Source organism: Vibrio sp. 10N.286.51.C3 (assembly GCF_003050065.1).
GTDB classification, from domain to species: Bacteria; Pseudomonadota; Gammaproteobacteria; order Enterobacterales; family Vibrionaceae; genus Vibrio; species Vibrio crassostreae.
Genome location: NZ_PIGC01000006.1, coordinates 95,606 through 119,659, shown reverse-complemented (window position 1 = coordinate 119,659; position 24,054 = coordinate 95,606). Strand labels below are relative to the sequence as shown.

The following is a 24,054-nucleotide window of genomic DNA, read 5'->3' as shown; positions in this document are numbered from 1 at the left end:
ATCAAGCTCCAAACTTCACTCTAGGATCGACCAATGCAACGCAGACATCAGACAAGATATTGCCAAGTAGCAATATGCAGGCGTTGATTGCGACAATACCCATAACCACTGGGTAATCTCTTTCTACAATTGATTCATAACCAAGCAGGCCTATGCCATTAATATCGAAAATGACTTCAATTAAGAAAGAGCCCGTCATGAAGAAAAGAAGAGAGTTGCCAAAGTGGCTAGCGATTGGGATTAAACTATTGCGTAGTGCGTGTTTACGAATCGCCTCTCTAAAAGGCAAACCTTTAGCGATAGCAGTGCGAATGTAATCTGACGATAAGTTTTCCATCAAATTATTCTTCATGGTCATGGTTAACGTCGCAAAGTCACCTATCAGATAACAAAGCAAAGGTAAGACCGCATGCCACAAAATATCAGTAATTTGCTCTGAGAAAGTATTGAAGTCGTCGAAGTCATCATCCACAAAGCCCCCCATTGGGAACCACTCTAGGTGATAACTGAAAAACGTAATAAGAAGCACGCCGACCACATATCCTGGTAAGGCATAGCCGACAAAAATCATGATTGATGAAACAGAATCAAAGACGCTGCCGTGCTTCATCGCCTTAAAATAACCAAGAGGAATAGAGACAAAATAACTAATGAAAAAGGTCACACCACCATACATAGCAGAGACGGGCAGGCGCTCAAAAATCATGTCACTGACCGGTTCGTAGTAGCGTGTCGACTCGCCTAGATCAAAATGAACAAGTCGAACTAGCCATTCGAGATACGCTTCCGTTACCGGCTTATCCAATCCATAAAATTTATTAAGATCGGCGAGTTGGTCTTCAGACAAAGCTGAGTTTTGGCCAACGAGACTAGACGCACCACCATCCCCTTGAGGCTGCATGTTAGCGAGCATCCTCTCGACAGGGCCACCTGGAACAAAACGCGTAATCGCGAATATCAAAATCGTAATACCAAGAAACGTAGGTACAACTAAAGCAAAACGTTTCAGTAAATATGCAATCATCCTAACTAGCCAAATTCCATTTAAAGCAATATTTCATCAATTTAATCAATAAAACAAAGTAGTCAAATGGTTACATTTACCTACATTAACTTACAATTGCATTTAGTTTGGATTTATTTACTTAATAAATTTTAATCTTAATAATCAAAAGCTTAAATTGGACACCAGAAAGGAATTTTGAATTAGAAGGTGTGGGTAATCTTTGTTTGTAACTTAGAAAGTGAACTGCTTAGACAATTCAAACATGTTTGTAAGCTGCATTGATATGGTGACAAATCGAAATCAAATACAAAAAATCGCCACTGTTACACAGAAGCGATTTATTGGTCTAATGAAAGAGGAGTTAATCTATGAATAATGTATTTGGCTACAGACCACCAACGTTCGAGAGATTCACCAACTGCTTGGTATATTCATGTTGCGGATTACCAAACAAAGTCTCAGTGTCGCCCTTCTCTATCACCTCACCTGCTTTCATGACAATGGTGTAATGACACAGGGATTTTACAACATTCAAGTCATGGCTAATGAACAGATACGTCAGATCGTACTTTTCTTGAAGTGACTTCAGCAAATCCAACACTTGAGCTTGAACCGTTCTGTCGAGTGACGATGTTGGTTCATCGAGCAGGATAAACTCTGGTTTAAGGATCAGAGCACGAGCAATCGCAATACGCTGCCTTTGGCCGCCTGAAAACTCGTTCGGATAACGGTGGCGAGTTTCAGGGTCGAGATCGACCTCTTTCATTACTTCACAGATGCGTTGATCGAGTTCGTTCTCGTCCAATTGTTGATGCACTAACAAACCTTCACCAATCACCTGAGCGACCGACATTCTTGGGTTCAAGGCAGAAAACGGGTCTTGAAACACAACTTGCATACGGCTTCGAAATGGCAGCATCTGTTGGCGGTCTAAGCCTTGAAGCTGTTCATTCGAATAGGTAATTGACCCTTCGCTATCCACTAGCTTGAGTATCGCCATACCAGTTGTTGATTTACCCGAACCACTCTCACCTACTAGGCCGATTGAGTGCCCCTTTTTCAAGGTAAACTCCATATCGGTAACGGCTTTGACGTGCGAAATCGTACGCTTGAATAAGCCGCCCGTGATCGGGAACCAAACTCGAAGTTGGTCAACATTAAGTAGAGGCTTGCTATCTGGTGATACAGGAACAGGCAAACCTTTAGGATCAGAGTTAATGAGTTTTTGAGTGTAAGGGTGAGTTGGTGCATTAAACAATGTTTGGCAATCGTTACTTTCAACCAAACGACCATCTTTCATTACCGCAACCCTATCGGCAATCTTACGAACGATACTTAAGTCATGGGTAATGAAAAGCATCGCCATACCCAGCTCTTGTTGCAGATCTTTTAGAAGATCAAGGATCTGCGCTTGTACCGACACATCCAATGCGGTTGTCGGCTCATCAGCGATCAGTAACTCTGGCTCGTTGATCAGTGCCATCGCAATCATCACGCGTTGGCGCTCTCCACCAGACAACTCATGTGGATAGGCTGAAATTTTTTGCTCTGGGTAACGAATACCCACCTTTGAGAGCCACTCTATCGCCAAGGCTTGCGCTTTGTTGGTTCGCATACCTCGGTGAATGGCTAAGGTTTCAACCAATTGTTTTCCGATTCGATGAAGTGGATTAAGCGAAACCATAGGTTCTTGGAAGATCATCCCAATGCGACCACCACGAATCCCGCGCAATTGCCTTTCTGAACAACTCAGAATATCGGTGCCAGAGAAATTGATCTTACCGTTTAGGTAGTGGGACGAGCCTTTAGGTAACAGCTTTAAAATCGAATTAGCCGTGACCGATTTACCGGAACCACTCTCACCCACCAGCGCGAGCGTTTCACCTTTGTATATTTCCAAAGAGACATCTTGTGTTACCTGTTCTATCGAATTTTTTCGCCCGAAACCGACAGACAGTTTGTCTATGGTCAAAACCGGAGAAGCAGGCGTTGTATTTGAAGTCATAACCTATCCTTACTTCTGTTGATGTGGGTCGAAGGCATCACGTACCGCTTCACCGACGAAGACGAGTAACGTAAGCATTAAAGAAAGTACAACGAATGCGGAAATACCAAGCCAAGGCGCTTGTAAGTTCGCTTTACCTTGCGCTAAAAGCTCACCTAATGAAGGCGAACCCGCAGGAAGACCAAAGCCCAAGAAGTCTAATGAGGTTAATGTGGTCACTGAGCCAGAAAGAATAAATGGCATCATGGTTAACGATGCAACCATCGCGTTGGGTAGCATGTGACGAAGCATAATGCGTTTATCATCAACGCCCATAGCCTGCGCGGCACGCACATAATCGAAATTTCGACAGCGTAAGAATTCAGCACGAACAATACCCACCAAACTCATCCAACTGAACAACACCATAATCCCAAGCAGCCACCAGAAATTCGGCTCAATAAAGCTCGATAGAATAATCAGCAAGAACAAGGTCGGCATACCAGACCAGACTTCAATGAAGCGCTGTCCGAATAGATCAACCCAACCACCGTAGTAACCTTGTGTTGCTCCAACCACGACACCAATCACGCTCGATACAATCGTCAGAATAAAACCAAATAGAACCGAAATACGGAAGCCATAAATGATACGAGCTAATACATCTCGCCCTTTATCATCGGTTCCGAGCCAATTCACAGAATCAGGTTCAGATGGCACCGCACCTGAAATATCGAAGTTTATCGTGTCGTAGCTAAACGGAATGATTGGCCACACGATGTAACCGCTGTCTTCAATGAGTTCGATAACATATGGATCTTTGTAGTCGGCTTCAGTTTCAAACTCACCACCAAATTCCGTCTCGGCGTATTCATTGATAACAGGCACAAACCACTGATTATCATAAGAAACCAATAAAGGCTTATCGTTAGCGATGATCTCAGCGAACAGGCTCAGTCCAAACAAGATGGTAAATATCCAAAGGGAGATAAAACCACGCTTGTTTGCTTTAAAACGTAACCAACGAGCTTCAGCTAAAGGGTTGTTAAACATTTATTATCAATACCTTGTTATTCGTTCGCCATTAACGCGCTTCAAAATCAATTCGAGGATCAACCCAGGTATACGTCAGGTCGGAGATAATGCTCAGCACCAAGCCAAGCAAGGTCATGATATAGAGAGAGCTGAACACCACGGGATAGTCACGTTGAATGGTTGATTCAAAGCCAAGAAGACCAATTCCTTCGAGTGAAAACATCACTTCAATCAACATAGAACCCGTGAAGAAAATACTAATAAATGCGCTTGGGAAACCCGCAATAATGATCAGCATGGCGTTACGGAAAACGTGCTTATAGAGAATACTGCTCTCGTCCAAGCCTTTCGCTCTCGCAGTCACCACATATTGCTTATTGATTTCATCAAGGAAGGAGTTTTTGGTCAGCATGCTGAGTGTGGCAAAGCCACCGATGACCATCGCAAAAATAGGCAATGCTAAGTGCCAGAAATAGTCGCCAATTTGCTGATACCAATTAAGCTGCTCAAAGTTACTTGATACCAAGCCACGCAATGGGAACCAACTGAAGTAGTTACCACTCGCGAACAAAATAATCAGGATAATCGCAAACAAGAAGCCCGGAACGGCATAGCCGACAATCACGACCGCGCTCGACCAAATATCGAAGCGAGAACCGTGATGTATCGCCTTCATGATGCCTAAAGGTATCGAAATCACATAGATGATTAACGTACTCCACAACCCTAAAGAAATGGAGACGGGCAGCCGCTCGATGATTAAATCAATCACGTTACCGCCCTTAAACAGGCTTTCACCAAAGTTAAAGGTCGCGTAATTTTTCAACATATCGAAGTAGCGAACATGAATCGGCTTATCAAAACCAAACTGCTTTTTGATCTCTTCAACCACTTCCGGATCAAGCCCGCGTGAGCCTTTATAACCACTGGCAGATGCTTGGTCACTTTCGCTTAAATCAACTTCTTGTCCACCACCAGAAAAGCGCTCCATGATCCCAGAGTTGTGCCCTTCTAATTGGGCAACAGCTTGCTCTACTGGGCCACCAGGTGCAATCTGAATGATGAAAAAGTTGATGGTGATGATCGCCCACAGCGTGGGGATCACCAACAGTAAACGCCGAAATATATACGCGGCCATGCTAACTAACTCCTAGCGACGTTTTTCAGGAAGCAATGCCGCCTTCTCTTCTGAAATCCACCATGTATCGATACCTAAATCGTATTTAGGCAATACATCCGGACGCTCAAACTTGTCCCACATTGCTACGCGGTACTCGCCAACGTGCCATTGCGGGATGTTGTAGAAATTCCACTGCAATACACGGTCTAGTGAACGACCTAATGTAAGAAGCTTTTCAGGATGTTGTTGGTTACGAGCAATTTCTTCTGTTAACGCGTCAACCACCGGATCCATCACACCTGCAGTATTGTAAGTAGAATCAATGTAGTTAGAGTTCCAAACAATCATTAAGTTCGGGCTAGGATAAGGGTTGGCAGAAAATGACGAAGACACCATGTCGAAATCTCGGTCACGAAGACGCTTGATGTACTGAGTCGTATCGATGGTACGGATCTTCATCTCGATACCCATGCGCTTCAAGTTCTTCTGAACAGGTGTTGCGATACGCTCCGTGGTTGGACTGTAAATCAGCAACTCAAACGACATCGGCTTGCCAGTCTTTTCGTTGGTCATCACTTTGTCTTTCAGAACCCAACCCGCTTCCTTCAATAATTTGAAAGCTGTACGCATTTGGCTACGAATACGGCCGCTACCATCGGTGACTGGAGGCTGGAATTCTTCGGTAAACACTCGCGGAGGAATCTGATCTTTGTACTGAGACAGCAACGCTACTTCAGCTTCGCTTGGTAAGCCTTTCGCCTCATAGTCGGTGTTTTGGAAATAACTACGAGTTCGCTTGTACTGACCGTAGAACATGTTCTTATTCATCCACTCAAAGTCCATCGCGTAGGTTAACGCTTCACGAACTTTAGGATCAGAGAACACAGGAGATTGAATGTTGAAGACGAAGCCTTGCGTCGTTTCTGGCTTCTCATGGTTGATCTCTTCTTTGATGATGTAGCCTTTATCGAAGTTCGCGCCCGTGTATGAATTGGCCCAAAACTTAGCTGAGTTTTCGGTTCGAAGATCGAACTCCCCTGCTTTGAAGGCTTCTAGCATTACTGTGTCGTCACGGTAGTAATCGTATTGTACTTCTTTGAAGTTATTACGACCGACGTTAACAGGCAGGTCGGCTGCCCAGTAATTTTCATCTAAACCGTAAGTCACGCTTTGACCAGATTTGTAGCTGATGATCTTATAAGGGCCACTTCCTACCGGCGGTTCACTTAGAGGTTCAGACAGCTTCTTGTCTTTCCAATAATGCTCTGGCAATACGCGAGTGCTTTGGGCAAAGCTAAACAACTTCTCGCGGTTTGGCTTCTCCATCTCAATACGTACCACTAAATCAGAAACCGCAGTGACTGACTTAATTTCTTTGTAATACACTCGGTATTGAGGCACACCCTCGGTTGAAAACTTATTAAAGGTGAATGCCACATCATGAGCCGTAATAGGCTCGCCATCATTAAACTTAGCTTTTGGATTGATATCGATTTCCATCCAAGTGAAGTCACTGGCGTAGCGAACCTTTGAGGCGATCAATGGATAATAGGCATCGATCTCGTCGCTCGGAGAAAACATCAAGGTATCGTAAATCTCTCCGGTATAACTTGCAGCAACGCCGCGAGAACCGAATCGATTAAAGCTATCGTAGGTGCCAATGCTTCCATAGGTCACTTTGCCTAGTTTTGGCGCATCGGGATTAACGTAATCAAAGTGAGTGAAATCGACTGGATATTTCGCTTCACCAAAACCAACCAGTTGAGTGGTCTCAATTACGGTGACGGCAGGTGTTTCGGTATCAGAAGCTTGTGTAACGGAGGGATATAGAGCAATAAGCGGCAGCATGACTGCACATGAAGTTAAATTTAACCTGAAAAACTGAGTGCGCTGCGAGGCTTTGCTTAGGAAAACTGTTCCCATTTGACTCTCCCTTCAAATGTTATGAATTCGATATTCAACTTGATTAATCGGCTTTGAATGCACACCGCTAAAACAAGTATAGGTTCAAATCTAACATCATGTAATAACTAATAAAACCATCAGCACTTCATCTCTGACGGTTTATTTACAAATTACTCGGGTTCAGTCTAGAGAAATACGACACGCCCTAACTATTCAACGCGGTACTCATCAAAGATAAGTTCACCAATTTCGTTAATCACCGTGTCACGCTCTGGTATGGTTAACTCGGTTTCCGTAAGAGAGATACTGATGATCAACGGAGCGCGATTTTCACTCCACACGATAGCCGTGATAGCACGTGAGCCATAAGCGCCCGCACCTGATCTATCGGCAACCTTCCAACCATCAGGCAGAATCGAACGGATCATCCCATCAGAGACTTTGTTATCTATCATCCAAGTCTTGAGTTGAGCTTTGGATTCTTCTGATAAGGCGCTGCCATACAACAATTTATTTAACGTTTTCACCATAGTGTTTGGTGTTGTGGTATCACGCTCATCTCCCGGACGAGCATGGTTCAAGTCAGGTTCGATATGATCAAGGCGTGTTTTTCTGTCTCCCGTGGAACGCAAAAACTCAGTTAACCCGTTAGGTCCACCAATACTAGCTAACACTATATTAGCGGCCGTGTTGTCGCTCATTGCCATGGTTGCAGCACATGCGCCTCTGAGTGAGATTTCTTTACCGACAAACGCTTTAGTCACCGGAGACCAAGCAATAAGCTCATCAGAATTAACCCCAACCTTAGACTCTAAATCTAATCCTTCATTCTCATGGTCATAGAGAAGATTCGCACAAGCCAGGGTTTTAAAGGTACTCATCATCGGAAAGCGTTCGTCGCCCTTATAACTCCATGTTTGCTTAGTTGCAGAATCATAAACAGCAATACCAATGCGTGCCGATACACGAGATTCAATTTGCTCAATAGATTGAGGTTCTAAGGAATGACTCAACGATGACGTAGAAAAGAAAACGCTCAACAACACAAGAGCGAGAGAAGTATATTTTTTCATTGTGAAACCATAAAAAAACGATCGATTGATCGTATATAAAATTAAACTCGACACCTAAAGAGCATCGAATTGAGAGAATCTAAGCAGAAAGCGACAACCTTCGCTAGATCAAATGAAAATAACTAACTAAATCCGAACAATATCTCAGTATTTTAGATATCCTTAAAAGAGTGATTTCAATAGGATTCAACCTTGAACAAACCAAACCAAATAACATTCTCAACGTTCAACCTTTTGAACTACCTCGAACCACCGAATGCTTATTATGATTTTGAGAACATCTACAGCCTCGATGAATGGCAAAAGAAACAACATTGGATTGCTGAGGCGATTCGCTCAACAGATTGCGATGTGATTGGCTTTCAAGAGATCTTCAGCCCAGAATCTTTACAGCAGCTAATGAATGAGCTCGGTTACCCCTACTTTGCCGTGGTCGATAGTGCACACGTTGAAGATGATTACCTATACACCTCCCCTGTAGTGGGTATTGCTTCCCGTTACCCGATTGAAAATGTTCAGCCTGTCACACCGGATTCGAGCCTACTTGCCGCCTTTAACCTTAGCGACAATTTTTCATTCAATCGCACGCCAGTGCACGCCACCATTGAATTACCTCACTTAGGCTCAACCGATTGTTATGTCGTACACTTTAAATCACAACGCCCAACTGAGCCAAAAATTGAGCCAGCAGAACCCAGCGACAGTTCAGCAGAGCAAAAGCCACAAAGCGATACACTGATTAAACTTCACCAGGAACAACTAGGTTCTTGGCTATCGAGTGTTCAACGCGGTTTAGAAGCTCAACTGCTACACCAATACATTACCAATCAACGCTATCTCACCAACCAGCCCGTTGTATTGATGGGCGACTTTAACAAGCCCCTATTTAACGATGAGTTCAAAGGGCTGTTGAGCTATTCGTTGAATCGAGATGAAACCAGCCAACATTGGCTTTCACACTTTAGATTGAGAGACAGTTGGGATCTCTACCATCAATTACACGAAGAAGACCTGCTCGAACAACGTAAACCAACTCACTATTACGGCGCATCAGGCTCAGTCTTGGACTACATATTGATGTCGAACGAATGTGACAGCCACAACTCCTCAAGTTTGATGGAAATATCACACTACACCGTGCTCGATCATCATCTGATTAACCCAAGCTTCGAACACGACCAATTCAGTACCGATCACGCTGTCGTTTCCGTCACCGCTCATATCCGCGAGGCCTAAGTTAGACATAAAAAAGCCGCAGCAAACACTGCGGCTTTTCCACTTCAGACAAACGGGTTGAGCCAACCGACGCCCCATTTAGAAATCGATTTACCGTTTAACAAAGTGTGAAACTTAAAAGTTGTATGTTGCGCCTAGATAAAATGAATCAATCACGAGATCTTTATCATTTTCAAAACCTGAATCGCTCTCAATCGCAAATGCATCCGCTTCATAACCTAACCTAAAGCTAAAGTTTTCAGCCTGTTTTGGTGTGTACTCAACTCCGAAACCATAGCGAATAGCGTCACCACGATCATCATCAAGCAACGGAGCCGACTGGTCTAAATCAATCGTCGACAAACCCACGACGCCAAAAGGGCGAATTCCGTTGTCAAACGTGTAACCTAGATTAGCAACGATCGAAAATGCAGTTGGAGACCAAGTATAAGAATCTTTGGTTAATGCATCTTTTGCAACAACCTCGCCATAATTCGTATATTGCGCCTCTAGTGCGACGATGCGATTGAATTGGTATCCAGCAATTATCTTGTATGTTCGATCTTCTGCATCAACAGTAATGGGCCTTGAAGAGCCCTCATAAAGCCCACCATCATCAATACCAGTTGTACCAATTGCACCACCTAAGTAGAAACCATTGTCCTCTGCCATTACACTATTTGCCACAAGTGCAGACATCATCGCGATGCTTAAAATATATTTGTTGTTCATTACTGCTTGACCTTACTTATTTCAAATCAAGATTGCTACGTCTTCCCCTGCTACACAATCTTGTCAGAGTTATCCGACACCCCGTCGAATTGGCAAGCAGGTTAATCTCACTGAAAACAAAAAAATAAATAAAAATATAATCACTTTGTAACTTCAGCCAACATAATCAGTAATAACAAAATAAACACATGAATAATAAAGAAATAAAAATACATCTTTTCTAGATAAAACCTTCCACTCAATTTTCAAACCATCCCATTTTTAGATTTTATTCACGCAGACTTACGAACGCTTACTTTCAAGAGTGATGCGATTCTGCATAATTCGCGCGCTTTGACCATTCGTACACTTAAATAACCACACTTAAATAGTTATCCGATCCAAAAGCAGCCAATTTCGCTCAATCTCCACAATTCAGAATAAGACGATCAAAAAACACGATGAATCACACAATAGACTTCAACGGCTTAATCATTGATATCGACGCTCGCACTATTACCAACGAGCAAGGGAATAAAATCACCTTGCGCCCTCACCTATTAGCAGTGCTCTGCTTACTGATAGAAAATGTGGGAAAGCCGATTTCGAGAGAACATATTGTTGATGTGTGCTGGGGCGGACAACTCTCGTCACCGCATGCCCTTGCAAACGTCGTCTATAACTTACGCAATGTCTTCGCGCGATTGAGAACGCCAAACGTCCAGATCATTACCATCAGTAAGTTTGGATATGCGCTATCAATTGAAGCCACGTAAAAGGGTTTATGCAATCAATGTCGGTGACTGAGATCACCAAAAAACACCTCATCGAAACGTTTCGATGATCGTTATCACACTCTAAGAAAGTGAATAGTGCAAATGATAAATCAAACACTATTATCACTATCGAAACGTTTCGATGGCTTTTCTTGAGTTGTTCTCAACCCATCAAACGTTATTTTTCGATAGGTCGTGATATGAAAAAAAGTACTCTAATAAACTCTGAACTCTCTTACCTAGTGGCGACTCTTGGCCACACAGATGAAATCACGATTTGTGACGCAGGCTTGCCGATTCCAGACCACGTAACACGCATAGACCTTGCTTTGACTCACGGTGTGCCAAGCTTTCAGCAAACCGTAAAAACCATGCTGGATGAATCTCAAATCGAAGGCGTTGTAATTGCAGAAGAGTTTGCGAAAGTAAGCCCAGAACACCACGCAGCACTGATTGATTTAATCAAAACAGAAGAAGCGCGTTGCGGTAAACCGCTTTCGATTACTTACATCACTCATGAAGAATTTAAACAACGAACTCATAACAGCCGCGCAGTGATTCGTACTGGTGAATGCACACCATACGCAAATGTTATTTTCCAAGCTGGCGTGACTTTTTAATAAAAGCTAAACCATACACAGACACAACCAAATACAACTGGCCCCGAGTAAAGGAACCGACATGACTCAAGCCATTTTAGAACTTAGCTCAATTGAGAAAGCCTTCCCTGGTGTGAAAGCACTGGATAAGGCAAGCCTCAACGTTTACCCAGGACGCGTAATGGCGTTAATGGGCGAAAACGGTGCAGGTAAATCAACCCTCATGAAAGTGCTGACAGGTATTTATCACTTGGACGGCGGTACTATCGCCTACCAAGGAAAACCTGCCGCATTTAAAGGGCCGCGTGATTCTCAACAAGCAGGCATTAGCATCATTCACCAAGAACTGAATCTGATTCCTGAGTTAACCATCGCCGAAAACATCTTCTTAGGTCGTGAAATCACCGGCACCATGGGTCGCATCTTGTGGAGCGAGATGTACCAAGAAGCGGACAAGCTACTTAAACGCCTGAACGTAAAGCACAGCTCAAAAACACTTTTAGGCCAGTTGAGCCTTGGTGAGCAACAAATGGTAGAGATCGCGAAAGCCCTTTCGTTTGAATCAAAGGTCATCATCATGGATGAGCCGACTGACGCGCTAACCGATACTGAAACTGAGTCTCTGTTTAAGGTGATCAACGAACTGCGTGATGAAGGCTGCGGCATTGTTTACATATCTCACCGACTCAAAGAGATCTTTGAGATTTGCGACGACATCACCGTACTTCGCGACGGCAAATTCATTGGTCAATGTGAAGTAAAAGACACCGACGAAGATGGCTTAATCGAAATGATGGTTGGTCGTAAGTTAGACGAGCAATATCCACGTATCGGCCAAAGCCACGGTGAAACCTGCCTTGAAGTGATCGGCTTGACTGGTTCTGGTGTTCATGACGTGAGCTTTACGCTAAAACGCGGTGAAATCCTGGGTGTATCTGGGCTGATGGGCGCAGGTCGTACCGAACTGATGAAAGTGATTTACGGTGCCCTTCCAAGTGAACGCGGCGTCATCAACCTAGAAAACAAAACCATCAACCCTGTAAGCCCGAGAGATGGCTTGGCCAATGGCATTGCTTACATCTCAGAAGACCGTAAAGGCGATGGCTTAGTACTTGGGCTTTCTGTTAAAGAAAACATGTCTCTATGCTCACTGGATCTGCTGACTAAGAGCGGTCAAATCCAACATAAAGACGAAGTGATTGCGGTTGATGACTTCATCAAGCTATTCAACATCAAAACCCCAACTCGCGAGCAAATTATTGGCAACCTTTCTGGTGGTAACCAACAAAAAGTGGCTATTGCGAAAGGCTTGATGACCAAACCAAAAGTACTGATTCTCGACGAACCAACGCGTGGTGTCGATGTCGGTGCCAAGAAAGAGATTTACCAACTCATTAATAAATTTAAAGCCGACGGCATGAGCATTATTTTGGTCTCATCTGAAATGCCAGAAGTGTTAGGAATGAGTGACCGCATCATGGTGATGCATGAAGGCCGTGTAAGCGGTGAATTTGATGCTAAAGAAGCAAACCAAGAATTATTACTGGCGTGTGCGGTCGGTAAAAAGATCAACGAGGACGCAGCATGAGTACCAAAACCATGAGCAAAACAACTGAAACTGAAGCGCCTAAGAAGAAGCCGTTAATCAGCAAAGAGTGGCTGATTGATCAAAAATCATTGATAGCTTTGATCTTCCTGATTGTTGTCGTTTCTTTCTTAAACCCGAACTTCTTTACTGTCGACAACATCCTAAACATTCTGCGCCAAACCTCGGTTAACGCAATCATCGCTGTGGGTATGACGTTGGTTATCCTAACCGCGGGTATAGACTTAAGTGTCGGCTCTGTACTGGCACTTTGTGGCGCATTCGCAGCCAGCATGATTGGCATGGAAATCCCTGTGATGATAGCAGTGCCAACTGCTTTTGTAGCTGGTGCAGCATTGGGCGCTATCAGTGGTGTGATTATCGCTAAGGGTAAGGTTCAAGCCTTCATCGCAACGCTTGTAACCATGACACTACTTCGCGGCGTAACCATGGTTTATACCGATGGTCGCCCTATCTCAACTGGCTTCACAGACACAGCAGACGCATTCGCTTGGTTCGGTACAGGCTACGCAATGGGTATCCCAGTTCCAGTATGGATCATGGTCGTGGTATTCGCAGCGGTATGGTACCTACTTAACCACACACGCTTTGGTCGCTACGTTTACGCACTGGGTGGCAACGAATCAGCAACTCGCCTATCAGGCATCGACGTAGACAAAGTAAAAATCGGCGTTTACGCAATCTGTGGTCTGTTAGCAGCAGTGGCAGGCATCATCGTGGCATCTCGTTTGTCGTCAGCTCAACCAACCGCAGGTATGGGTTATGAGCTAGATGCTATCGCAGCCGTGGTTCTTGGTGGCACAAGCTTAGCTGGCGGTCGTGGTCGTATCATGGGCACATTGATTGGTGCACTGATTATCGGTTTCCTAAACAACGCCCTAAACCTATTAGACGTATCTTCTTACTACCAGATGATTGCAAAAGCAGTGGTTATTCTTCTGGCGGTATTGGTCGACAACAAAAACAAATAAAACCTATTCACATCCTAGGTTAATACAAGTAACACTCTAGTTTAATAAAAGTAACAGTTTGTTTTACCTTAAAATATTAGAATCTATAAATAATGTAACTACGAGCTAGGACTCACCTCCTAGCTCACCCTACACAAAGGACTTACACCATGAAAAAATTAGCGACTCTTATTTCTGCTGCTCTTCTTTCTACAACGGTATCAGTGTCTGCACAGGCGCAAGATACAATGGCAATCGTTCTGTCTACATTGAACAACCCGTTCTTCGTAACCATGAAAGATGGCGCAGAAGCGAAAGCGGAAGAGCTAGGCTACAAGCTTATCGTTCTTGATTCTCAAAACGACCCAAGCAAAGAGCTTTCGAACATTGAAGATCTAACCATTCGTGGTGTTAAGGCTATCCTGATTAACCCAACGGATTCAGATGCTGTGTCTAACGCTATTCGTATTGCTAACCGCTCAGACATCCCAGTATTAACGCTAGACCGTGGCGCAAGCCGTGGTGACGTAGTGAGCCACATTGCTTCTGATAACGTAATCGGCGGTGAAATGGCGGGTCACTACATCATGGAAAAAGTGGGCGAAAAAGCGAAAGTAATCCAACTTGAAGGTATCGCAGGTACTTCAGCAGCTCGTGAACGTGGTGAAGGCTTCATGAACGCAGTAAACGGCAGCGACCTTGAGCTTCTTGCAAGCCAACCTGCTGATTTCGACCGTACTAAAGGTCTGAACGTAATGGAAAACTTGCTTGCTGCAAACCCAGACGTACAAGCTGTATTCGCTCAAAACGATGAAATGGCACTGGGTGCACTTCGTGCAGTTCAAGCTTCAGGTAAAGACGTAATGATCGTTGGCTTTGATGGCACAGACGACGGCATCGCTGCAGTTAACCGCGGCCTACTAGGCGCAACGGTTGCACAACAGCCTGACCTAATCGGTTCTCTAGGTATCGAAATGGCAGACAAAGTACTGAAAGGCGAAACAGTAGAAGAGTACGTACCAGTACCTCTAAAAATCATCGCTAAGTAATAGTTACTAGATAACACGATATAAAGCAGGGAGCCCCTATCCCCTGCTTTGCTTAACTCATTAGCTCACTGACTCAATACAAAAAAACCGACAGTGCATCGCTGTTTCTCATAAGCCGCTAACAAGGCGAGCAATCAACGTAATGAGAAAGACCCATGCATTTTCAAATACGATATATCATAAGGCTCGTATCATGACTCAACTGATTGTTTTAGGTAGCGTTAACGCTGACCACGTACTGCAAGTTCCTTCGTTCCCTCGTCCGGGTGAAACCTTGATTGGCGGTAACTATCAGGTCATCCCTGGCGGTAAAGGCGCTAACCAAGCGGTCGCTGCTGCGCGATTAAACGCAGATATCGGCTTTATCGCCTGTGTTGGCGACGACCCATTTGGCATCAACATTCGTCAAGATTTCGCTAAAGACGGCATCAACATCGACGGTGTTATCGTTGCAAACAACACCCCAACTGGCATTGCGATGATCCAAGTATCTGCAACGGGCGAAAACAGCATTTGTCTTTCTGCAGAAGCTAATGACAAGCTGACTTGCGACCAAATCGAACCACATCTAAAGAAGATTCGCGGAGCCAAGTACCTGCTGACTCAACTTGAAACACCGATTGAAGGCATTGAATACGCAGCAAAAGTAGCGAAAGAGAGCGGAACTCGCGTGATTCTAAACCCTGCCCCTGCTCGTCCATTGTCGGATACCTTACTAGCATGTGTTGATGTGATTACACCAAACGAAACCGAAGCAGAAGTATTGACAGGCGTTACCGTAACCGACAGCGCATCTGCTCATCAGGCGGCTTTGGCTCTGCATGCTAAAGGCATCAAGACTGTGATGATCACACTTGGCGCTAAAGGCGTTTGGGTGAGTAAAAACGGAGAAGGTGAGTTAATTGCAGGCTTCCGCGTTGAAGCGACAGATACCACGGCTGCTGGTGATACCTTCAATGGCGCATTAGTGACGGGCTTGCTTGAAGACATGCCATTAGAACGCGCAATTAAGTTTGCTCACGCTGCGGCTGCAATTTCAGTGACTCGCTTTGGCGCTCAGACGTCAATCCCAAGCAGAGCTGAAACGGATGCGTTTTTATCAGAGCAATTATCTGCTTAGCTTGACACCTATTTGAAGGCTTAACTCCTGAGCTAAACCGTAGTTAACGGGTGTTAGCCTTCAATTTCGGTAACAACAAATAACAAGCATAAGCCCCTGTTTTCGGGCAGAATATCGCGCAACGTGGCAAGTTACTCCCACAAGGATTTTTTATGACAACAATGAAAGACGTCGCTCGGCTAGCAAAGGTTTCAACTTCAACCGTCAGCCATGTGATCAACAAGTCACGTTTTGTCAGTGAAGAGATTGCTGAGCGTGTTAACAGTGCGGCTAAAGAACTCAACTACGCACCGTCTGCATTGGCTCGTAGCTTGAAAATGAAGCAAACCAAAACCCTTGGGATGCTCGTGACGACCTCTACCAACCCATTCTTTGGCGAGGTAGTAAAAGGTGTAGAACGTCGTTGCTACGAAAAAGGCTACAACCTTATCTTGTGTAACACCGAAGGCGATAGCGAACGCATGAAATCCTCTATCGATACGTTGCTGCAAAAGCGTGTCGACGGCTTAATGCTGATGTGTTCAACCCTTGAGGGCGAGCACATTGATGTATTTGAACGCTACCCAGAATTACCTATCGTTGTGATGGACTGGGGCCCAATGTTGTTCGCGAGCGATAAGATCCAAGATAACTCGCACCAAGGTGGTTACATGGCAACCAAGCACTTGATCGATAACGGTCATGCTCAGATTGGTTGTATCACCGGCCCACTTCACCGCAATCAAGCCTCTTCTCGTTATCAAGGCTTCAAGCAAGCGATGGAAGAAGCGAATCTAGAGATCAATCCTAAGTGGATTGTTGAATCAAACTTCGAATGCGATGGCGGTTTTGACTCTTACCAAACTTTAAAAGCGCGTGGTGAAATGCCATCAGCACTGTTTGTTAGCAATGACATGATGGCAATGGGTGTAATTCACGCGGCTGCTCAAGATGGCACATCGATTCCAAACGATCTTTCGATCATTGGCTACGATGACATCCACCTGTCTAAATACATGACCCCAGCTTTGAGCACTATCCACCAGCCAAAACATCGTTTAGGTAAAGCGGCTGTGGATACGCTTTTGAGTAGATTACAAACTCCAGACGCTTACCCGCAAGTCGTTGAACTGGAACCGACTCTTGTTGAACGAAGCAGTGTAAAAGCGATTTAGTACTCGCCATACACATTACACCGTTGAAAGCTAGCTTATTTGTTTTTTGGAACATAATAACGCCACTTACTCGCCCCTAAAATGCCTTGAATATTCAAAAACTTACACTCTAGAATATGCACTTACGGAATAAGCTACTAATTACACACATTACGACTAATTGTCATCTACACTATCAATACATGACATGGACATGGAGAGTGCCGTTTTATGATTGCGGGTTGGTTTGACAAGATATCCCTACAGAAAAAGCTATTAGTCAGCTTTTTGATTCCTATCACCTTAATGGTTGCTGTTTCCTTTTCTGTTCATGAAAACAGCCAATCTATGGTCGAAGACAACCACTTGGTTGTCCATACTCACAAAGCCATTGCTCGAGCTCAGGAGTTACTAAACCTAGTCGTAGATATGGAAACAGGACAACGTGGTTACCTAATCACAGGAGACCCTGTCTTTTTAGAGCCCTACCACCTCGCACTCGATGTGTGGCGTCAAAAAATTCAAACCCTTGCTACTCAAGTTAGCGATAATCCACCTCAAGTTGATCGCCTAAACAGAATTGATGATATCCATAAAACTTGGCTCAAAGAATCCGGAGAGGAGGAAATCTTACAGCGCAACCTCGTTAATAAAGGTGAAGCAGACATGCAGAGTGTCGTAGAACTCACCAAGCAGCAAACGGAAAAGCAACTGATTGACCAAATACGACGTGAAATCGCTCGATTTATCGAAATAGAAGAACAATTAATCAGTGTTCGTGTTGTTAAATCTGATAACTCCGCCAAGCAAACCGATTACGCTCTATTAGTCGGAACGCTCTTTTCGACATTAATTTCTCTGATTGTTGCTGCGTGGGCGTCAAACCGTATTAATCAAAGATTACACACCCTACTTGAAGCCACTAACCAAGTTGCCGCTGGCCATTTGGATCAAGGCGCTGCGACTCTGGAGTTGGGTTCAAATATAAACACCCAAGACGAAATCGCTCACCTCAAACAAAGCTTTCAAAAAATGACAGCCAATTTGATCAGTAATGACAGTGAAATGCGAGCGAAAAATCAGGAGCTAATCGCCGAACGAACCAAAGCAGAAGCCGCAGTAAAAGCTAAGAGCGATTTTCTGTCGACCATGAGCCACGAGATTCGAACGCCCATGAATGGAGTGCTTGGCATATCTCAGATCATTGCAAGCCAAACCCAAGAGCCTGAAACAAAAGAGAACATCAACATCATTCTTGAATCTGGCCACCACTTAATGACCATACTCAACGACATTCTCGACTTCTCTAAAGTACAAGAAAACAAGCTTGAGTTAGACTTTGCACCCTTTCATTTTACCCAAGTTATGCAACCCGTCTGTAGCGCACTTAAGCCATTAGCAGACGAGAAAGGCATTCGCTTGTTAATCGAAAATAACATCCCAACCCATATTCAACTTATCGGAGACTGTGCTCGGCTGCGCCAAATTATGTACAACTTGGGGGGGAACGCGACTAAGTTCACCAAAGAAGGTCACGTGTCCATTCAAGCGGATCTCAATAGACCAAATAACCAGCTCATTATCAGCGTGACAGACACGGGTATTGGTATTCCTAAAGACAAGCACGAACAAGTTTTTAACTCATTTGAACAAGCAGATACATCAACAACCAGACAGTTTGGCGGCACAGGGCTTGGCCTCGCGATCGTTAAGAACCTTGTCAATCTAATGAATGGGGAAATCATCTTGACCAGCGCAATTGGCCTTGGAACAAAATTCCAAGTCTCTATATCTATTGCGTGGCAAGAAGGCAAAACCGGTGAGAGTACGACACAGATGACGAATACAGAAAACCTCACGTGTAATTCAATGAACATCCTATTGGTCGAAGATAACCGTATCAATGCCATTGTTGCGCAAGGCTTCTGTGAAAACTTAGGCCACCATGTCGATCTTGCTAAAAATGGTAAGCTTGCGATTGAGCGCCTCAAAACCACTCAATATGACCTTATCTTGATGGACAATCACATGCCCGAGATGAACGGGGTCGAGACAACTCAATACATCCGCGAGAAACTAAAGCTCGACACCTTAATTTTCGCCTACACAGCAGATGTGTTTCGTGAAGCTCATGACAATTTTATTCAGGCCGGTGTTGACCATATTCTTACTAAGCCATTGCAGCAAGAGAGTTTCTTTGACGCCCTACAACAGTTTTCAAATCGATTACCTAAGCAAACTGAAACTAAAGACTCAAATTATGATGAAAATATCGTTGAGCTTCACCGAAAACCAATTGAAACGTTGAGATTAACGGAAGAAGAAATAAGCCATTCAGAGGTAATACACATACTGAAAGACGACACAGAAGGGTTCAACTTGCTTATCGATTCAACCATTATTGAGTTTGAACAGTCTGTTGATCGAGTCATCGAATATTATTTGGCGAAAGAGTTGAAGCTATTGTGCCGCACCCTGCACTCCATTAAAGGTATGTCTCTAAATTTAGGTCTTAAGATGCTTTCTAAACAAGCACTGGAGCTAGAAGTACAAGCAAAAAATCAACAGCTGCCTGATATTGAACTGCTACAAAAGTTGCTCAATCGCCTCATGGTCAATATCCATCAAGCTCAGCGGATGAAAACCGGCAATTCATTAGAACGTCTTAATCAAATGAACGATAAGACTTAAGAAAATGTCATTCCTAAACCAAAGGGCAAGGTTATCTAACCTTGCCCTTTTCGATCAAACGCCATTAGACGAGAAATTCTAACGACTCAACACTGAAGCTATCTCTTGCATTTCATCGAACACATCAACACCATTGTATTGAGGCGCAATAGACAGATCCTGAATACTCACACTTTCTACAGATTGCTTGTCGCTGAGTTGAGTCACTAACTCACCTTTTGGTGAATAAACTCTACTGCCACCACAATATGTCGCGGAAAACGCATCTACCACATCCTGCCCAACGCGATTACACGTCACGACATTACACCCGTCTTCTAAAGCTCTCGCTTGAGCAATGGCAAAGCTATGATGACCACCAAAATTCGCTGGATGGAGAATAACGTCTACCGACTGATATGCCCTCATGATTTCTGGGAACCAAATATCAAAGCAAATCGCGACACCGAACTTCAATCCTTTAAAATTAAATGTCAGTAGTTCACTTCCTCTAGAAAAGTACTCTTTGTCGAATTTCGTTTGATCCCCTCTCACTTGCCTACGCGAACGCCAACGGTTGAAGCAAGCGCACACTCTCATAAGCATCTCAGCTCAACTACTTCATCAGCTTGGGCTCTGGTAAAACGGGCGGCGTGCTATCCATATAGGTTAAGAAGTTTTCCCATACCTCATGTGTTCTCTGCTTAGTGAGTTTGGTTTTGCAAGAAAGCGTCATAACCCCTCGAATGGAACCATCGCGCCATTGGGTGTATACAGAGTCACAATGAGCCAACATGTACGTCTGCCAGCTCTCCTGAGCCTTCTTCATTGAAGCCACCAGCTCAGCATCATAAGCATTGTGCTCAAAGCTGGCTGCAAGGTATTTATCCAGTTCCGCTTGTGCAGATTCCAACTCAATTGCGGCACACTGATTGATCTCGATGGTATTCATCGCATTCTCACAATCGATAGCACTTTGATCAGCCAACGCAGAGAATGAGAAGCACACGGCTATGAATGCTAATATAAGTTTTTTCATAAACATCCTAAATATTGTCACCCCTGAACGGTTCGATGATATTTCCATATAACCTTGTTTAACTTGTGACCATATCAGCTAATTAGATTAAACATGGCTCTATATTTAAATCTCTTTCGATCTTTAAGCAAATAACATCAAAATTTATCGGGATATAAGCGTTTTTTATACGTGTGAATAATGCAAAATATCACCAATCCCACCAATAAAAAAACGAGATAACATCAAGATTTCGCTGGTAAAAATGGAAAATATATTATCTTTATCAATAATTCATGCGCGCATTCACAATATTTATTATTACTATTGCTACGCAATCGTTAAATTTATAAATTAAATTGAATGCTCACCCAATCGGTAACGCTTCTCCAACTATGGATATCAAGTACCAACATTTTGCCAAGACTTCGCTCTACTTTGCCATTTCTTTCTTCTTCTCTATGGCATTGCTTATCCCGTTTACACCATCTCACTATCAGAATTTAACCCAAGACACATCAAAGCTCGTCGAAACACAACTTGAAGGTATCCAATCGAGGTTCGACCGTTTTTTATCAGGCATCACCCCTGACCAATCTTGCGATGTAATTGTTAGACAGATGCGACAAACCGTTTTTGATGCCGATTGGGTAAAAGAAGCAGCGGTATTCGATAAACAGAACCAGTTTTATTGCTCGACTACAGATGGTGAAGTTTCGTTTCGCCTTTACAGCACCATCAGACAAAGACTCAATGACGATCCAAATTTAACGACCCTGTCGTATTCAAACTCGGCCATCACCCAAGTTCAGTCCATCATGCTCATTTTCTCGAACAAAGAAAATGCCGGTGTGAGCCTGATGATTCCGCCACACTTCATCTATGACATTGTCGAAACAAACCTTAACAGCCATGGAATACAGGCTAAAGTCGAAGTGATCAAAAGAGACATCCACCCTACTAACATTGACTCATCATTAGCCAAGGTGCGTATACAATCAAACATTTACCCGCTGACCATCACCTCATACATTGGGTATCAGTATTATCTTCACTTCATGTTGAGCTATTTATGGTTTGGCTTTTTGATGGCCGGAATTACGACCATTATTCTCCTTTCCGTCAAACATAAGAAACAGAGCCAACGTAGCTTAGAGTATTCGCTTTCAAGTGCACTAAAAAACAAACATCTACATGTTCACATGCAGCCCATCGTTAACCAAAACACCAACGAGATCGTTGGCTGTGAGTCATTATTACGATGGAACGACCCAATTGAAGGTAACGTATCCCCTGCTATTTTCATCCCACTAGCTGAAAGCTTAGGGCTGATTGAGGAGCTCACTTACTTCGTGCTACGCAAAGTATTAATGACGCTGAAAAGCAATCAAGACGTGTTCGAATCAAAGTACATCAGCGTCAACATCAGTCGCAACGTTGTGTCCAACAGTAACTTCTCCAACAAGGTAATTAGCATCTTTAAAAGACACCCTGAGATCCTCAAGCAGGTGGTATTTGAAGTAACAGAAGATGGTGAATGTTCTGATGCCGATATGGTCAAAATTAGAGACAACCTTACCAAGCTATCGAACATGGGCGTGAGAGTCGCGATTGATGATTTTGGTACAGGCTACGCCGGATTAGACTTTGTAAGACAGTTCCCGTTTAGCATTCTCAAAATCGACCGGGTGTTCGTGAAAAACATCTCCGACGAATCCATCTTTGGTCTCCCTTTACTCGAATCCATGCTTCAACTATCACGAACCTTAGGTATGCAAGTCATCGTCGAAGGTGTCGAGTACGAATCACAAGTAAAAATCTTGTCTAAGCTAGGTGTCGACTATATCCAAGGCTTTTATTTTTATAAGCCGATGCCGATAAACCTGACGCTAAGCTTGCTTAAGCAACAGCATTTTGAGTCTGATAGCATTGAGAAGCCTTCGGCATCAACGCCGGAGTGTGAGCAAATTTAAACTGTTTGATAATTGCAGCCTGCGTAGACTCTTTTTACTACGAGTCTACGCTTACCGCGAGCATAAGGGTCTTGTTTACGGCTTACTCATAATCAAAACATTGCTGTTTAAGCCAATGGCCTAACGTTTTGATTTCAAACTGCTTAGCTCTCGACTTTTTGTATACAAAATACATGTTGTCGCCAGTCGGCAAATCGTGCATTGGGATACGAACCAAGTTTTGTTGAAGATCTTGGTCGTTAAGAAAGTAGTCGTTCAGGAACGCAATACCTTGATGGTATTTCACGGCCTCGGCGGCCAGTACCATGTGGCTGAACTGGCTAATTTTCACATCCTTTGGCAAGCTGAAGCCACCGCGTTCACACCACTGAACCCAGTCTTTCGCTTCACCGCCATCCTTGAAGATTGAACTTACTGAAAGTAATTGCTGATCCCACAGAGCCTCTGGCAAAGGTTTATCTTCGATCCTCTGCCACACCTTTTGGCTACAGAACGGATATAACTGCTCTTTGTATAGGAAGTCACTAACGTAGTTTTTCTTAGGCGGGTAGGCAGTGATAAAGCAGTCGGCAACTTGATCTGAAAACTCAGGCTCATCGGCTACCATACTTAACGTTAAGTCGATTTCTGGATGCTGTTGGCGTAAGTTTTCGAGCCTAGGTACCAACCATTTCACGGCCAGAGAACTGTACATTGCAATCCGAATTTTGCCACTGTCACCTTCGCGGATTTGGTAGCTGGCTTGCGCGATATTCTGTAATGAATGAGACACATCTTCGTAGTAACGCTCTCCTATCGGGGTGAGCGATAAACGCCTTCCCTGACGCACAAACAAGGTTTCACCTAAGTATTCCTCCAGCAAGCGAACCTGATGACTCACCGCACTTTGAGTAACATGAAGCGCTATAGCCGCCTGAGAAAAGCTATTAAAACGAGCGACTGACTCGAAACATTGTACTGCTCTCAATGGTGGTAATTTCATTATTAGTTCAGCTCATACTAAGTGAATTTTTATCATTATATATGAAACGATTTTATGCATTAAGATTACGCCATCACACTTCTTCACTTTCTTTTTAACTCACACTGAACACGCGTCAGTCAATGATAG

Annotated in this window: 19 protein-coding genes and 1 pseudogene; 10 read left to right on the top strand and 10 right to left on the bottom strand. The window is 43.8% G+C overall.

The annotated features are described in order from the left end of the window. Position 1 precedes the first annotated feature (1 nt). The 6 genes from CWO27_RS08410 to bla form a co-directional block, all read right to left on the bottom strand. Complete coding sequence (locus tag CWO27_RS08410; protein ID WP_055319460.1) at positions 2-1,024, bottom strand: ABC transporter permease subunit; 1,023 nt, start codon at positions 1,022-1,024, stop codon at positions 2-4. Between the two features lie 367 nt (positions 1,025-1,391). Further along, positions 1,392-3,011, bottom strand: a complete 1,620-nt coding sequence (gene yejF, locus CWO27_RS08405; protein WP_102480809.1) for a microcin C ABC transporter ATP-binding protein YejF — start codon at positions 3,009-3,011, stop codon at positions 1,392-1,394. Between the two features lie 9 nt (positions 3,012-3,020). Next, complete coding sequence (locus tag CWO27_RS08400; protein ID WP_048608646.1) at positions 3,021-4,043, bottom strand: ABC transporter permease; 1,023 nt, start codon at positions 4,041-4,043, stop codon at positions 3,021-3,023. A gap of 31 nt (positions 4,044-4,074) precedes the next feature. After that, a complete protein-coding gene (locus CWO27_RS08395) occupies positions 4,075-5,163 on the bottom strand; it encodes a microcin C ABC transporter permease YejB (protein WP_048663438.1) in 1,089 nt (362 codons plus the stop codon). A gap of 12 nt (positions 5,164-5,175) precedes the next feature. After that, complete coding sequence (locus CWO27_RS08390; protein ID WP_102480808.1) at positions 5,176-7,068, bottom strand: extracellular solute-binding protein; 1,893 nt, start codon at positions 7,066-7,068, stop codon at positions 5,176-5,178. 191 nt (positions 7,069-7,259) lie between these two features. Next, positions 7,260-8,123, bottom strand: coding sequence for a class A beta-lactamase (bla, locus tag CWO27_RS08385; RefSeq protein ID WP_102480807.1), 864 nt, complete (start codon positions 8,121-8,123; stop codon positions 7,260-7,262). A gap of 192 nt (positions 8,124-8,315) precedes the next feature. Between bla and CWO27_RS08380 the strand changes: the two genes are divergently transcribed. Continuing rightward, on the top strand, positions 8,316-9,359 hold the full coding sequence (locus tag CWO27_RS08380) for an endonuclease/exonuclease/phosphatase family protein (protein ID WP_107898837.1): 1,044 nt from the start codon (positions 8,316-8,318) through the stop codon (positions 9,357-9,359). Positions 9,360-9,473: 114 nt separating this feature from the next. On the opposite strand, the gene CWO27_RS08375 is transcribed toward CWO27_RS08380, so the two are convergent. Next, entirely contained in the window at positions 9,474-10,070 is a 597-nt protein-coding gene (locus CWO27_RS08375; RefSeq protein ID WP_107898836.1) for a porin family protein, read from the bottom strand. 440 nt (positions 10,071-10,510) lie between these two features. Between CWO27_RS08375 and CWO27_RS08370 the strand changes: the two genes are divergently transcribed. From CWO27_RS08370 to CWO27_RS08335, 8 genes are all read left to right on the top strand, one after another. Next, the gene (locus CWO27_RS08370) at positions 10,511-10,825 is read left to right on the top strand and encodes a winged helix-turn-helix domain-containing protein (RefSeq protein WP_057621940.1); all 315 of its coding nucleotides are present in this window, start codon (positions 10,511-10,513) and stop codon (positions 10,823-10,825) included. A gap of 200 nt (positions 10,826-11,025) precedes the next feature. After that, the gene (gene rbsD, locus CWO27_RS08365) at positions 11,026-11,445 is read left to right on the top strand and encodes a D-ribose pyranase (RefSeq protein WP_102433585.1); all 420 of its coding nucleotides are present in this window, start codon (positions 11,026-11,028) and stop codon (positions 11,443-11,445) included. Positions 11,446-11,506: 61 nt separating this feature from the next. Continuing rightward, a complete protein-coding gene (gene rbsA / locus CWO27_RS08360) occupies positions 11,507-13,012 on the top strand; it encodes a ribose ABC transporter ATP-binding protein RbsA (protein WP_048663433.1) in 1,506 nt (501 codons plus the stop codon). Continuing rightward, the gene (gene rbsC / locus CWO27_RS08355) at positions 13,009-14,001 is read left to right on the top strand and encodes a ribose ABC transporter permease (protein ID WP_107898835.1); all 993 of its coding nucleotides are present in this window, start codon (positions 13,009-13,011) and stop codon (positions 13,999-14,001) included. The genes rbsA and rbsC overlap by 4 nt, the downstream gene beginning before the upstream one ends. A gap of 149 nt (positions 14,002-14,150) precedes the next feature. Next, complete coding sequence (gene rbsB, locus CWO27_RS08350; RefSeq protein ID WP_102478578.1) at positions 14,151-15,029, top strand: ribose ABC transporter substrate-binding protein RbsB; 879 nt, start codon at positions 14,151-14,153, stop codon at positions 15,027-15,029. A gap of 193 nt (positions 15,030-15,222) precedes the next feature. Continuing rightward, the gene (gene rbsK / locus CWO27_RS08345; protein WP_102478579.1) at positions 15,223-16,149 is read left to right on the top strand and encodes a ribokinase; all 927 of its coding nucleotides are present in this window, start codon (positions 15,223-15,225) and stop codon (positions 16,147-16,149) included. 152 nt (positions 16,150-16,301) lie between these two features. Then, complete coding sequence (locus CWO27_RS08340; protein ID WP_102530363.1) at positions 16,302-17,303, top strand: substrate-binding domain-containing protein; 1,002 nt, start codon at positions 16,302-16,304, stop codon at positions 17,301-17,303. Between the two features lie 210 nt (positions 17,304-17,513). Beyond that, the gene (locus CWO27_RS08335; protein WP_102480177.1) at positions 17,514-19,973 is read left to right on the top strand and encodes a CHASE3 domain-containing protein; all 2,460 of its coding nucleotides are present in this window, start codon (positions 17,514-17,516) and stop codon (positions 19,971-19,973) included. A 78-nt stretch (positions 19,974-20,051) separates the two neighbouring features. Here CWO27_RS08335 and CWO27_RS08330 read toward each other — a convergent pair. Both CWO27_RS08330 and CWO27_RS08325 read right to left on the bottom strand, forming a co-directional pair. Beyond that, positions 20,052-20,495, bottom strand: a pseudogene (locus tag CWO27_RS08330) (carbon-nitrogen hydrolase family protein); the annotation flags it as partial. A 73-nt stretch (positions 20,496-20,568) separates the two neighbouring features. Next, on the bottom strand, positions 20,569-20,991 hold the full coding sequence (locus CWO27_RS08325) for a lysozyme inhibitor LprI family protein (protein ID WP_102480181.1): 423 nt from the start codon (positions 20,989-20,991) through the stop codon (positions 20,569-20,571). A gap of 374 nt (positions 20,992-21,365) precedes the next feature. Between CWO27_RS08325 and CWO27_RS08320 the strand changes: the two genes are divergently transcribed. Continuing rightward, complete coding sequence (locus tag CWO27_RS08320; RefSeq protein ID WP_102480183.1) at positions 21,366-22,943, top strand: EAL domain-containing protein; 1,578 nt, start codon at positions 21,366-21,368, stop codon at positions 22,941-22,943. Between the two features lie 82 nt (positions 22,944-23,025). On the opposite strand, the gene CWO27_RS08315 is transcribed toward CWO27_RS08320, so the two are convergent. Beyond that, entirely contained in the window at positions 23,026-23,925 is a 900-nt protein-coding gene (locus CWO27_RS08315; protein ID WP_107898834.1) for a LysR substrate-binding domain-containing protein, read from the bottom strand. Positions 23,926-24,054 lie beyond the last annotated feature (129 nt).